Annotated in this window: 12 protein-coding genes; 4 read left to right on the top strand and 8 right to left on the bottom strand. The window is 35.4% G+C overall.

All coding sequences use genetic code 11. The features are described 5' to 3' along the window. Positions 1-173 precede the first annotated feature (173 nt). Positions 174-683, bottom strand: a complete 510-nt coding sequence (gene idi / locus F3J23_RS13300; RefSeq protein ID WP_167029673.1) for an isopentenyl-diphosphate Delta-isomerase — start codon at positions 681-683, stop codon at positions 174-176. Between the two features lie 317 nt (positions 684-1,000). Here idi and F3J23_RS13295 point away from each other — a divergent pair, with 317 nt between their 5' ends. Then, the gene (locus tag F3J23_RS13295; protein WP_002980498.1) at positions 1,001-1,411 is read left to right on the top strand and encodes a phosphoheptose isomerase; all 411 of its coding nucleotides are present in this window, start codon (positions 1,001-1,003) and stop codon (positions 1,409-1,411) included. Between the two features lie 87 nt (positions 1,412-1,498). Beyond that, entirely contained in the window at positions 1,499-2,458 is a 960-nt protein-coding gene (locus F3J23_RS13290) for a D-2-hydroxyacid dehydrogenase (protein WP_167029670.1), read from the top strand. Between the two features lie 79 nt (positions 2,459-2,537). Here F3J23_RS13290 and mscL read toward each other — a convergent pair whose 3' ends face one another. Continuing rightward, positions 2,538-2,915, bottom strand: a complete 378-nt coding sequence (gene mscL / locus F3J23_RS13285) for a large conductance mechanosensitive channel protein MscL (protein ID WP_167029667.1) — start codon at positions 2,913-2,915, stop codon at positions 2,538-2,540. A 246-nt stretch (positions 2,916-3,161) separates the two neighbouring features. Here mscL and F3J23_RS13280 point away from each other — a divergent pair, with 246 nt between their 5' ends. After that, entirely contained in the window at positions 3,162-4,679 is a 1,518-nt protein-coding gene (locus F3J23_RS13280) for an NAD(P)H-hydrate dehydratase (protein WP_167029664.1), read from the top strand. A 170-nt stretch (positions 4,680-4,849) separates the two neighbouring features. Here F3J23_RS13280 and lgt read toward each other — a convergent pair whose 3' ends face one another. Further along, positions 4,850-5,722 (bottom strand): prolipoprotein diacylglyceryl transferase, encoded by an 873-nt coding sequence (gene lgt, locus F3J23_RS21720; protein WP_410497883.1) that lies wholly within the window; start codon positions 5,720-5,722, stop codon positions 4,850-4,852. 420 nt (positions 5,723-6,142) lie between these two features. Further along, the gene (yidD, locus tag F3J23_RS13270) at positions 6,143-6,394 is read right to left on the bottom strand and encodes a membrane protein insertion efficiency factor YidD (RefSeq protein WP_185156457.1); all 252 of its coding nucleotides are present in this window, start codon (positions 6,392-6,394) and stop codon (positions 6,143-6,145) included. Positions 6,395-6,497: 103 nt separating this feature from the next. On the opposite strand from yidD, the gene F3J23_RS13265 reads away from it, so the two are divergent. Continuing rightward, positions 6,498-7,775 (top strand): replication-associated recombination protein A, encoded by a 1,278-nt coding sequence (locus tag F3J23_RS13265; RefSeq protein WP_167029659.1) that lies wholly within the window; start codon positions 6,498-6,500, stop codon positions 7,773-7,775. A 48-nt stretch (positions 7,776-7,823) separates the two neighbouring features. Here F3J23_RS13265 and F3J23_RS13260 read toward each other — a convergent pair whose 3' ends face one another. The 4 genes from F3J23_RS13260 to pheA form a co-directional block, all read right to left on the bottom strand. Then, positions 7,824-8,261, bottom strand: coding sequence for a hypothetical protein (locus tag F3J23_RS13260; protein ID WP_167029656.1), 438 nt, complete (start codon positions 8,259-8,261; stop codon positions 7,824-7,826). 116 nt (positions 8,262-8,377) lie between these two features. Further along, positions 8,378-10,609 carry a DUF2339 domain-containing protein gene (locus F3J23_RS13255; protein WP_167029653.1) on the bottom strand — a complete coding sequence of 744 codons (2,232 nt, stop codon included), beginning with the start codon at positions 10,607-10,609 and terminating at the stop codon, positions 8,378-8,380. Between the two features lie 112 nt (positions 10,610-10,721). Beyond that, positions 10,722-11,432, bottom strand: a complete 711-nt coding sequence (locus tag F3J23_RS13250) for a hypothetical protein (protein WP_167029650.1) — start codon at positions 11,430-11,432, stop codon at positions 10,722-10,724. A gap of 356 nt (positions 11,433-11,788) precedes the next feature. Continuing rightward, positions 11,789-12,637 carry a prephenate dehydratase gene (gene pheA / locus F3J23_RS13245; RefSeq protein WP_167029647.1) on the bottom strand — a complete coding sequence of 283 codons (849 nt, stop codon included), beginning with the start codon at positions 12,635-12,637 and terminating at the stop codon, positions 11,789-11,791. Positions 12,638-12,672 lie beyond the last annotated feature (35 nt).

Raw genomic sequence — 12,672 nt, 5'->3', positions numbered from 1 at the left:
TTGATATTGGAATCAGCTTTTTACCATTTAAAACTTTATTATAAATTTTCTTAGGATTAATTCCGTTCATAAGATTGTTTCCATTCTTTGATAAAGAGTTATAAAGCAGGGGAAATATCCTGTTGAAACTAAAAAAAATATATAAGTAAGAACACTTTCATGGTAAGATGAGTTTATAAGTGCTCTTTGTATTCTTTCAATATGATTTTAAACCATTCCGTAAAGTTTTCCGGATGATCTTTTAGTTCCTGGTCCAATTTTTCCATGGAAATAAAACGAACTTCAGAAACTTCATCAGGGTTCAATTGAAATTCATGATTATAATTACCAGTAAAAACATGGTCGAGCTCATGTTCCCATAAATTTCCTCCCACATCTGCTTTGTAAATAAAGTTGAATTTTTCCGAAAGTTCCGTTTCAATCCCCAGTTCCTCTTTCAGTCTGCGTATTGCTCCATTCAGATACGTTTCCCCATTTCTGGGGTGTGAGCATACGGCATTGGTCCATTGGTTAGGAGAATGGTATTTTCCCGGTGCCCTTTTCTGAAGAAGCATTTCACCTTTATTATTGAAAAGGAATACAGAAAAAGCACGGTGTAACAGGCCATTGATGTGAGCCTGTTGTTTTTCCATCAGCCCTAAAACTTCATCTTCAGGATTTACTAAAACGACTAATTCTTCCATTCCTACAAATGTAAGCGTAATAAATGTATTTCGGAAATTTTTAGATAAACATCATACTTTTTGTAATAACGTTGTTGAAGCCAAAGAATGAGGAATGTTTATACGCAAATTTGAAAATTCATATATTGCCTTTTTCTACATTCTCATTTAAAAAGAAAATGTAAAACGAAAAATTTTAATCAAAATCTATTAAATGATTAATAAAATATTAATATTATTCTAAGAATAACGGTTTTTATAGTAAAAAATTAACATATACTAAGTTTAATATGCCTTGTAGTTGTAAAAACGCTAACTTTGTTACTTAATATTTAGTAATGGAATTAGAATACATTGAACACATTAGTCCTATTCTAAAGGATGGAATAAAAAATTACTTAATAGATATCGACGGAACCATTACTGATGACGTTCCCAACGAAGAACCGGAAAGAATGGTTACCTGCGAACCCTATCCTGATGCACTGGAAACGATCAACAGATGGTATGACGAGGGACATCAGATCTGCTTTTTTACCTCCAGAACCGAAAATCTGAAACAAATCACAATAGACTGGCTGGACAAACATGGTTTTAAATACCACAGCGTGCTTTGCGGAAAACCAAGAGGAGGAAATTATCACTGGATAGATAACCACCTGGTAAGAGCTACAAGATACAAAGGGAGATTTACGGATTTGGTAGAAAAACAAGTGACCATTGAAGTATTCAAAGAAGACGGCGAATAAAAATATAATTCAAAGATTTAAAAATTAAATGCGAGAAACTATCCTTTAATTTTTAAATCTTTCATTTTTTAATATACTTAATATTTTATGAAAGTTTTAGCAAACGACGGCCTGGATCAATCTGGAATTGACGCATTAACAGAAAAGGGCTTTGAAGTGATTACTACAAAAGTTCCGCAGGAGTTTTTGGTAGATTATATTAATGAGCACAAAATCCGCACGCTGTTGGTGAGAAGTGCTACACAGGTAAGAAAAGATATTATTGATAACTGCCCATCCATAGACATTATCGGAAGAGGAGGAGTAGGTATGGACAATATTGATGTGGACTATGCCAGAGAAAAAGGAATTCATGTGATTAATACACCTTCCGCTTCTTCAGAATCTGTGGCTGAACTTGTTTTTGCCCATTTGTTTTCCGGAGCAAGATTTTTACAGGACTCCAACAGAAAAATGCCTTTAGTAGGCGATACTGAATTTGCTGGGCTTAAAAAAGCTTATGCTGCAGGTATCGAATTGAGAGGAAAAACGATTGGTATTGTAGGAATGGGAAGAATCGGGCAGGAAGTGGCAAGAATTGCTTTAGGACTTGGTATGAGAGTAGTTGCTGCGGATAATAATGTGGGAAGAGCAAGCATCAAAGTGAAATTTTACAATAATCAGTTCATTAACGTTGATATAGAAACAGAACCTTTACAGGAGGTTTTAAAACATTCAGATTTTATTACCTTGCATGTTCCGGCTCAGAAAGATGGTTATATGATCGGGAAGAATGAATTTGAAATGATGAAAGAAGGAGTAGCTGTTGTCAACTGCTCAAGAGGAGGGGTGATTGATGAAGCAGCGTTGATCGAAGCTTTGGATTCCGGTAAAGTAAGATTTGCAGGCTTAGATGTTTTCATCAATGAACCTACACCATCTAAAGAAATCCTTAACCATTCGAAGATTTCCCTTACCCCTCATACAGGAGCTTCTACACTTGAAGCTCAGGACAGGATCGGCCTTTCACTTGCAGAACAGATTTCAAGTATTTTACAGATTCAATAGTTGAATATCTTGAAATGATATAGTAAAAGCACCTCTATTTGAGGTGCTTTGATATTTTAAACTGTTATAAAGTGACAGATTATATATTTTTGCTTTTCAATAAATCTCTGATCTCCGTCAGTAACTTTTGGTCTTCTGTAGGTCCTGCAGGAGCCGCATCTTCTTTCTTATTGATTTTGTTCGCACCTTTGATAATCCAGAAAAGAACCATCGCAATACAAAGGAAGCTGATTACTGCCGAAAGGAAATTCCCGTAAGCAACACCGTTCCAGTTAAGTTTAGCAATATTTTCTGCTCCCGCTGCTTTCAATGCAGGGTTTAATATCAGAGGAGTAATTACATCTTCTACTAATGAGGAAACAATTTTACCGAATGCTGCCCCGATGATTACACCGACAGCAAGATCAAGAACGTTGCCCTTAAAGGCAAACTCTTTAAATTCTTTAACAAATCCCATAATTTATATTTTTTTTAATTAGTATATACACAAAAATATAATTAAAAAATGTAAAAAACACTACTTTTTATGGTTTTTTATCTCAAAAAAGCAAAAAAATGTTCTGAATTCATAGTATTGATTTTAATGAAAATATTTGCTTTGGAGAAATATCTTATCTCATTATTGAGGACTTTTTATTTTTGTTAATGAGGTGGTATCATAATGAAAAATCTTTTGTAATTTGCTTAAAAGTTGATTTGCCTTATGAAGATATTGACCGCAGAACAAATACGCAGTTGGGACCAGTTTACAATTTCTAATGAACCGGTTTCTTCGATTCAGTTGATGGAAAGAGCTTCAACAGCTGTAGCTAACTGGATTTCAGAACATTGTAAAAACCATAAAAAAGCAGTGATATTTTGTGGCTGCGGAAACAATGGCGGAGATGGATTAGCTGTTGCGAGATTGCTTTATCTGAAAGGCTTTGATGTAGATGTATTGGTTAATGATCCCAAACAAAGATTTTCAGAAGATGCTTCCGTTAATCTGAAAAGGCTTCGGGATATTTCCGGAATTACCGTAAGGAAATTTGATTATACCGAACAATATGTTTTTGATGACAAAACAATTATTATTGATGCGCTTTTTGGTACAGGTTTATCAAGACCTTTAGAGAAAGAATACAGGCTGCTTGTTGAGAAGCTAAATGAAGAAAAGAACATTAAGATATCCATTGATATTCCTGCCGGATTGTCTGCAGATAAGATGTTTGAAAATACTTTTGTTGCTCTGAAAGCAGATTATACATTGACTTTTCAATGCTGGAAGCGAAGCTTTCTCCATCCGGAAACAGGAAAATATACCGGAAAAGTAATAGTACTGGATATTGATTTAAGCAGAAACTATCCTGAAACTACAGAAACTGAATACTTCGTAGCAGAAGACGAACTTATTGGATCTATATTTAAGCCCAGAGAGGAATTTTCTCATAAAGGAAGCTATGGTAAAGCTGTTATTGCAGGAGGAAGTTACGGAAAAATAGGCGCTGCAGTGCTAGCAACGAAATCAGCGTTGAAAACCGGAGCCGGACTGACATTTACCCTCGCTCCTGAATGTGGGTATGAAATATTGCAGACGTCCTGCCCTGAAGCTATGTTTATTAAAGGAGGAGAACAGTTGATAACAAATTTTGAATGGGATAAAGGAGCGGTTTGTGGAATTGGGCCCGGTCTTGGAACTCATCCGGAAACAGCACAAAGCCTTCTGAGGTTTCTGAAAGAGTATTCTCATCCTTTGGTTCTGGATGCAGACGCCTTGAATATCATTGCAGGAGATCCGGAAAATTTGAAATTAATTCACCAAAGGTCCATCATTACTCCGCATCCTAAAGAATTTGAAAGACTTTTTGGAAGTACAACCAGCTCTTATGAAAGATTAGAATTAGGAAGAGAAAAAGCGAAAGAACTCGGTATTTATATTGTTTTGAAAGATCATCATACCCAAATCATTACCCCTGAAAAAAATGTTTTTTATAATATAACAGGGAATGCAGGTCTGGCCAAAGGAGGAAGCGGAGATATTCTGACCGGAATCCTAACCTCACTTCTGGCTCAGGGGTATTCCGCGGAACATGCATCTATTTTAGGAGTCTGGCTGCATGGAAGAGCTGCAGATCTCGCATCTGAAAAACATTCAAAAGAATCTATGCTGCCAACAGATGTTATTGATGAATTGGGAGGTGTTTTTGACGAACTAAACAGGAAAGTTATTAAGAATTTGTGATACAGCAAATGAAGCTAAATGGCTGAAATAATAAAGACGCTGAGAGGATAAAGAAAAAAGGTAAGTTTGTAATGATACAAACCTACCTTTATATTTTAATAGCTAAACAAAGCTTCCGGTTTCATCAACCATTTTTGCTTTTCAGCTATTTTACCTTTAATCTGATTACCTTATTCCGGTTTTTCGTTTTCTTCCGGTGTAATTTTAAATTTCTTAGAAACAATCATAATTACAACTCCGGCAATCATGAAAGGGATAGAAAGAACCTGTCCTGTATTTAAATTACCCAATTGGATAAACTCATCACCCTGAGGTTCTTTAAGGAATTCAACAAAGAATCTGATCGCCCAAAGAATGATAAAGAACAATCCGAATAACCACCCCTGCTGATATTTTTTATCTGTTTTTCTATATAAGATCCAAAGTAAAATGAAAAGAGCTACATAACCCACGGCCTCAAATAACTGGCTGGGATAACGTGGCACGGTAAGTCCGTATTCACTGCTTTGTTGAGGGAAAAGTAATGCAAACGGAGAGTTTGGATCTGCCGGTTTTCCAACAATTTCAGAATTGAAGAAATTCCCCATTCTTACAAAAGCACCTCCTAACGCAACTACAATACCTAATCTGTCATATACCCAGAACGGATTTTTTTTGATGATTCTGAACGAATAATAAAGTGTTGTAAGGATCAGGGCAATCGTTGCTCCATGGCTGGCAAGCCCTGAAAACCCTGTGAATTTAATTCCGTTTTTTGTGCTTATCGGTAAAAATACACTCCAGAAATCTTCTTTGAATAATTCAGGCTGATAAAAAATAACATGTCCTAATCTCGCTCCAAGAATTGTTCCTATCAATGTCCAGGTAAAAAGAGGTTCAAGGTATTTTTGGTTAATATTATCGATTTTAAAGATTCTGGACATTAAAATATATCCAAAACCAAATGCAAACACAAACATTAGACTGTAGAAGTGAAGCGTTATAGGTCCTAAGTGAATTCCTTTGGAAGGATCCCATATTTTAAACGGAGTTTTAAGCTCCACTTTATCAGAAGCAGTGATGGGTTTTGCAGATTTTACAGCATATTTGAATGTGGTAATATTGTCTTTGGTAACCGGACTGTCGATCAGTTTGAAGTCTTTGTCAAAAAACTGATATTTTGAATCTTTGAATCTGGCTAAAGTAGATGAACCATAATTATAATAAGCAGGCTCAAGATTGGCTTCATTAAGGATAACCAGAACATTATTATTGATGGCTCTGTCCGGGAAAGCAGTAAGGTCTCCCATTTCTGTGGTGGAATAGATCTTTACAGGAACATCGCTTCCATTGATATCTAAAGTTCCGTCAGATAAACCTCCAGGGTATTCCTGTGCAAAAAAGAGCTGCGTGGTGAACGCAAACAGCACAAGATAAATTCTGAAAAAAATAGTATTCATTTTTCTATTGATTTAATAGTTTGATTATTGATTTTTATGTTTGGGCGGGACAGGATCATAACCGCTTCCTCCCCAGGGATGGCATCTTAAAATTCTCCTGAATCCCAGCCAGAATCCTTTAAAAAGACCATGAACCTGAAGTGACTCTACCATATAATGAGAGCAGGTAGGTTCGTAACGGCAGTTTTTGGGAAGTAAGGGCGAAATGAACCATTGGTAAAATTTGACCAAAATTACCAGCGGGAATGTAATGATTTTATTGAATGTAAGTTTCAAAACAATGCAAAAATAGGGTAAAAAAATGAAAATTAGTTTAATTTTGTTATAAGTTTCGGAGATCAGAAATCCGGGATATTCATCTTATAAAAATAGAATTACCTTGAATCAAAATATTCCATTAGCTGAAAAATTAAGACCTAAAACCCTGGATGAAGTGCTGGGGCAGGAACATCTTACCGGCGAGAAGGGAACGATCAGGAAAATGATCGAAAACAATACCCTTAATTCGCTGATATTTTGGGGACCTCCGGGGACGGGAAAAACGACACTGGCTGAAATTATTTCTGAACAGTCCGGCAGGAAATTTTATAAACTTTCGGCGGTTTCTTCAGGAGTGAAAGATGTACGTGATGTGATTGAAGATGCTAAGAAGCAAAACCTGTTTTCAGGGAAGTCACCCATTTTATTCATTGATGAAATTCACCGTTTCAATAAATCACAGCAAGACTCACTGCTGCATGCAGTAGAGAAGGGCTGGATTGTTTTAATAGGAGCTACTACAGAAAATCCAAGTTTTGAAGTAGTGTCAGCATTACTTTCAAGAAGTCAGGTCTATGTCTTAAAAGCTTTGAGTTATGAAAAGCTGGAAGAACTTATTGATATTGCTGCTTCTCGATATAATAAAGATGAAAACGCCGATTTTAAGATTCTTGAAAAAGAAGCTTTCATTCAATACTCCGGAGGAGATGCCAGGAAGCTGATTAATTCCGTTGAGTTGGTTTTGAATCAATATAAGGATTCCGGAACAAAAGAAATTATTAATGCCGATGTTCTTGAAGTGCTTCAGGAAACAATGGCACTTTATGACAAAAACGGAGAACAGCATTATGATATTATTTCTGCGTTTATCAAATCCATGCGGGGAAGTGATCCCAACGGAGCTGTTTATTGGCTGGCAAGAATGATTGCAGGTGGAGAAGATATTAAATTTATTGCCAGGAGAATGCTGATTCTGGCAGCAGAAGATATCGGGTTAGCAAACCCTAATGCATTGGTGATTGCCAATAATTGTTTTCAGGCTGTTAATGTGATCGGAAATCCTGAAGCAAGAATCATATTAAGTGAAACAGCGGTATATCTTGCTGTATCTCCTAAAAGTAATTCAGCCTACATGGCAATTAATGACGCGCTGGCATTAGTGAAACAGAGCGGGAACCTGCCTGTGCCTCTCCATTTAAGAAATGCGCCTACAAAGCTGATGAAAGATCTGGATTACGGGAAAGAATATAAATATGCCCATTCTTACGAAGGTAATTTTGTGGATCAGGATTTTCTTCCTCAGGAGATAAAGGATGTGAAACTATACGAGCCGGGAAATAACTCTACAGAAAAGAAAATTTACGAAGAGCTGAAGAAAAAATGGAACAATAAATATTAAATTAAAAAGGATACTGTAGAGCCAGTATCCTTTTTTATATAGTATTAATTACTCGGTAGTATAAATAAATAATGTCTTTCTGCCGTTGTGATCTTTTACTTCGGCTTTTTTCTTGATTTCCGGATATATTACTGTGCTGGTATCCGTAAATTCATATCCGTCAATAATTACAGGAGTATCTGACGGAACATTATACTGGGTATTGATATCAGCCAATGGCATTCTGTCAAATATATTCTCTCCGTTTTTGAATTTGTACTCAGTAACCCCTTTTGTAAAAACAGAACTGTATTTTTTTAAACTTTGGGGAAGACTTGCCGGAGTATTGTATACTTTCGAAACCTGCAATACGTTTTTTCTTGTATTGAACAATTCTACTGTTCCAATAGCATTGTCAGCAACTGCAAACTTTACAGCCGGATTTTTTTGCTGTGCAAATAAAGTTGCAGATGACAGTATTAAAAAAGAATAGAGTAATTTTTTCATAATCAGAATATGTAACTGTTAAAAACGTGATAAATATAGTTATTTTTTACAAAATGTGAATAAAATATTGTATTGTTTTAAATTTTATTTATAAATAAGACTTTTTATCCTAATTGTCAGTCTGTAAGGTCTTCGTTTTTTTCTTTTTTATCCACCATATTCCTGATGATGTTTTTCAGACGTTGAAAGGTGAAAGAGCTTAATAACAAGATGATACCAAGTGCAATAAAAGCACTGATTCTTGAAATATTATCCATTTGCCATACATCATGACCGTAAAGTTTCAAAACCATAAGCCCCATGAGAGCAAATCCTATCTTGCTGTATTCCTGTATATTCTTTTTTAATCCTATATAAATAAAGATGCTGGCAAGAACTGTCCATATAATTGGTAAATAAAGGATATTAAAATGTTTTTGCAGATCATAAGAGTGTTGCAGATCATTTGCAGACATCAGAATATAAGCGTGATGTAATTCGAAACTTATTCCGGTAACTATTGCCAGAGCAAGTATCCAATAAGAAATTTTGTATTGATGAAATCCTGATGAAGGTATAATTTTAATTCCTGCATATATAAAAGTAATCCATTGTAAAAGATGCAGCAGGAAAAAATTGGTTTGAAGTTTTTTTGTTAGAATATCGGTAACTACTGATGAGGTGGAAACAGAAACGTTCACTATGGATAAAAAAAGGAGCAGATAAATAAAAGCATTCTGAAGCTCATTGCTGATCTTTAGTTTTTTTCTTAAAAGCAATAGGGCGAAGATATAGTAAATACTGAATAACAACCCTACACTCATTATAACAGCCCAGGGCATATCATAAATGTGATAAATGATTTCCAGTAAAATAGCAAAATAGATTATGCCATAACTGACCACGGTTATAAGATCTTCAAAAAAGTTTCCGGGCTCTTCCTGCTTTTCTTTCTGAGTATTCTTGAGAATATATAAATTGATAACCGTTGAGATTACCGTTACCAGGCTGGTTAAAAATACAGGATTAATAATGATGGAGAGGTTTTTTGCATTAAAATATTCAGACCAGGTAATCATCTGTGCGATAATAACCAGTGGAAAAAGGATGTAAAATAAGCTCTTGAAAACCTTATGACCTGTTTTTTTCCAGATAAAAAGAAGGAGAGTGGCTTCCACTGCCCATACACTTGTAATCAGATGAGCTTTAAACTGAATGGCGGCAGCTATGGTAATCAGACTTACTGTGATTCCTGCAAATACGGAATAAGAGATGCCAAAATTTTTCCTTCCATATTCTCTGAATAATAATACCGAATTGATTAGCGCAAAAGCAACCGGAAAAATAATTGCGGGTTCATATTTTAATTCATCAAAAGTATAAACCAGACCAATAATACTTGAGAAATTAATGAATGCAAGCATTAAAATATCTGAAGTTGAAAGCGTATTTTTTCTGATATAATCAAGCAGTGCAAAAATATAAAATATCATATAACTGATGATGTAAAAGGAGATGCTTAAAAGTTCAGGCTTTTCATAAGACCAATTCAGAAGATAAAGGGTTGTGAAAATATAGGCTGCCCATCCCACACTTTTCCAGTGTCTTAGAAAAGTGGCAGCTAACATTCCTGAATTTAAAAGGCTGAGATATATAAAAAGGAAAAGATAATTGCTATTGCCTGTGCTCACCATTAAAGGAGCAGTAAAACCTCCGATTAATGAAAAGATAATCAGAACTTCACTTTTGTAATAATAAGAAAGTATAATGGATATTGCAGTAATTAAGGTTGTAATAAAAAAAGCGGTATTCTGTGTAAAGAGATGGTATTCCCGAAAAGCGATGGTGGCTGTAAAATATAAAACAGCGATTCCGCCTCCTGTTATGATGGAAGCAAAAGCTGTATAATTTTTTCTTAGAAAATGTCCTGTAAGAATGATTGCTGCTCCCGTACAAAATCCTATTCCTGCTCTTGCAGTTTCTCCGATCCAGTTTTTATCTATAGCATATTTAACAAAATAACCGATTCCCAAGACAAGGGTAAAAATACCGATAATAGTCAGTGCATTTTGTTTTAAAAAATCAAATAAAGGAGCAAGTCTGTCTTTCTGCGCTATGGTTGTAACGGATTCTTCATTTGTACCATGCATCTGAGGCGCAGAATAAACCTCATGAGGCTGTATTTGTTTTGGAATGATGGATTCTTCAGCCGTAACCTGTGCGTTGTCCGCTTCATGTTGGGCTGGAGTCTTGTTGATTTTAGCAGTAAGATCAGCTATCTTTTTTTCAAGTTTCCTGATTTTGTTGTTCAGGTTATTGAAAATGATGATGATAACCACTATTAATAAGACAGCAAGAATTTCATTCATTTCGTAGTTTTTATCAAATATAAAGAAATGTGTTCTAAATGCAGTTAAAAAATTAACCCATCACAGAGTAAGTGATGGGTTAACGGTATAGATAACTAACAATATGTTCTTATTAATTGGATACTTTGTAAATATAGAATGATGCTATACTGGAACCAAGTAAACCTACACTGATATTACCTGAATCTACAAGTCCGAAAGAGACTTTATCATTGGCCTGGAATGAATACAGGGAGTTGATGCTGGAATCAGAAAGTGTAAGATTGACAGCCAGGGCAAGGTTGATACCACTGAAAGGACGGCTGTCTATTATGGTAGATACTCCGGACCTTGTTCTTGCTATTCCGATACCCGGCGCTCCTGATAATAAAGATGCCTGAAGCCCTGATCCGTACCTGAAAGCAAATCCGATGGCATATACACCTGTGCTTTGGATGTTATAAGATCCGTCAGCATCTGTAAAATAACTGGCATTTCCTATATTTCGATCTGCTGCTACAAAGTTTACAGGCTGAAATCCTCCCGGAAAAAGCCCTAAGCTTAAAAGACTGATACCTGTTGTTTTTTTTGCTGTATATACTGAAGTGTTAACTCCTGTTGCATTAATTATCACCTGAGGGTCCATTGCATATACTTCTGTACTCCCTTGGTTAAGAGCTAGGATCTGATATCCGGGTAAAGCAGTTGCCATAGGAGTTTGTCTAACTTTTAGTGTTCCGTTAACATCTAGGGTAGCTGTTGGAGAAGTTGTATTGATACCAACTTGTGAAAATAAGGGAAAAGCTGCGCATACCAACATTAAGCTGTAAATTTTAGTTTTCATGATCAAGATTTTTAATTAGTTGCTCAACAAATATACAACAAAAATATTATCGATATTATGAAATTTGTAAATTAAATGTAAATATGGTATTATATTTTTAAACATATGTTTGTATTTTAGTATATATTATCACATAATATATTTACGAGTTATTATTAATTTTTCACCATTAAATGAGTGTTTGTGAGTATTTTAAGAAAAAATAATTCTCCCTTTTGTGTGGGTTATTTTTTTGATGCTGGTAAGCAATTGCTAACTAGGTATTTATTGTAAAAAAATGTTTTTTTGCTCATATAAGGGCATAAAAAAAACACTGTTTTGAAAAACAGTGTTTTTTATAAGCTGATGAATGTGTTTTAGCTTTCTAAAAGGAATTCTCTGTAGTTTCCAAGAAAGTCAATATTAGCATTGATTGATTCAAGTTCTTTCAGTGCGTTTCCGTGCAGAATATCCTGCCAAGGTCCTTCAACATTAATAAAAAAGAAATAATTTCCCAATCCGGTTTTTAAGGTTCTTGATTCTATTTTACTGAGGTTCATTTTTCTCCATGCAAAGACCGACAGAACCTGATGTAAACCACCAGGGTGATCTTCCGGGAGTGTGATGAGCATTCCTGATTTTTCTCCTAAGACTTCCAGATGATCGTTTTGGTATTGAGTATGTTCTTTCGATATTATAATGAAACGAGTATGGTTCTGTTCGAAATCCTGAATATTACGATTGATAATCTTTAAGCCATATAGATTCGCTGCAAACTGATTGGCTACCGCTGCAATGGCTGTGTCCGGATTTTCGGAAACAAATTTTGCTGCTGCTGCAGTAGAAGAAAAGTCCTGCTTCGGGATTTCCTTGTAATGAGTATCCAGAAAATGAAAACTCTGTGCCAGAGCCTGTGGGTGAGAGTATATTCTTTCTACGTCCTCTATGGAATTTTCAGGGTGAATCATCAGATGATGGGCAATTGGCATTACTGCTTCTGCTTCTATTTTAATGGAAGGGGTTTTATATAAATAGTCCAGTGTCATAGAAACAGTTCCTTCAATAGAATTTTCCAAAGGGACAACTGCTTTTACTGCGTCACCGTTTTCTACGGCATTAAAACAATCCAGAATGCTGGCTTGCGGTAAAAGTTCTTCATCAGAAAAGAGCTGTGCAGCGGCAAGTTGGGTAAAACTTGCATGAGGCCCTAAAAATGCAATCTTCATAATATATATTAGTATGGTTAGAATAAGAACGCAAA

The organism is Chryseobacterium sp. Tr-659 (assembly GCF_011752975.1).
GTDB lineage: Bacteria > Bacteroidota > Bacteroidia > Flavobacteriales > Weeksellaceae > Chryseobacterium.
The sequence above is the reverse complement of the archived record's forward strand: the minus strand, read 5'-3'. Positions and strand labels throughout refer to the sequence as shown.

Coding starts and splice junctions, on each gene's coding strand:
- F3J23_RS13295 (WP_002980498.1), top strand. CDS start 1,001: ATGGAATTAGAATACATTGAACACATTAGTCCTATTCTAAAGGATGGA.
- F3J23_RS13250 (WP_167029650.1), bottom strand. CDS start 11,432: ATGAAAACTAAAATTTACAGCTTAATGTTGGTATGCGCAGCTTTTCCC.
- F3J23_RS13255 (WP_167029653.1), bottom strand. CDS start 10,609: ATGAATGAAATTCTTGCTGTCTTATTAATAGTGGTTATCATCATCATT.
- F3J23_RS13290 (WP_167029670.1), top strand. CDS start 1,499: ATGAAAGTTTTAGCAAACGACGGCCTGGATCAATCTGGAATTGACGCA.
- F3J23_RS13280 (WP_167029664.1), top strand. CDS start 3,162: ATGAAGATATTGACCGCAGAACAAATACGCAGTTGGGACCAGTTTACA.
- pheA (WP_167029647.1), bottom strand. CDS start 12,637: ATGAAGATTGCATTTTTAGGGCCTCATGCAAGTTTTACCCAACTTGCC.
- mscL (WP_167029667.1), bottom strand. CDS start 2,915: ATGGGATTTGTTAAAGAATTTAAAGAGTTTGCCTTTAAGGGCAACGTT.
- idi (WP_167029673.1), bottom strand. CDS start 683: ATGGAAGAATTAGTCGTTTTAGTAAATCCTGAAGATGAAGTTTTAGGG.
- F3J23_RS13260 (WP_167029656.1), bottom strand. CDS start 8,261: ATGAAAAAATTACTCTATTCTTTTTTAATACTGTCATCTGCAACTTTA.